The sequence below is a fragment of the Alistipes sp. ZOR0009 genome (assembly GCF_000798815.1).
Classification (GTDB): Bacteria; Bacteroidota; Bacteroidia; order Bacteroidales; family ZOR0009; genus Acetobacteroides.
Window position 1 is genome coordinate 1 of record NZ_JTLD01000105.1, and the last position, 354, is coordinate 354.

Consider the following 354-nt stretch of genomic DNA (forward strand, 5'->3'; position numbering starts at 1 on the left):
ATAGGAGTATCCGCAGGAAATGGACAACCTCATGACAACATGATGCCATACCTCCCATTTCGCCTTTGCATTTGCTATAATGGAATTTTCCCAGTCAGAGAATAACCAAATCTTAAACTTAGCATTATGGATCCATATTTAGGAGAAATTAGATTGTTCCCATACAACAGAATACCATCAGCAGATGGTTGGAAGATCTGCAATGGACAGTCGCTTACCATGCAGCAAAACATGGCGCTCTACACCCTCATCGGCTCACAATTTGGGGGCGACGATAAAACATACTTCAACCTTCCCAATCTAAACGGAAGAGTGCTACTTGGATATGGAAGATCTCCCATATCTGGAAACGCC

Annotated in this window: 1 protein-coding gene; it reads left to right on the plus strand. The window is 42.9% G+C overall.

Going from position 1 to position 354, the window contains the following annotated elements:
* Positions 1–126 precede the first annotated feature (126 nt).
* Positions 127–354, plus strand: a 228-nt coding sequence (locus L990_RS16620; RefSeq protein WP_047451771.1) for a phage tail protein, incomplete at its 3' end; no start/stop codon positions are given.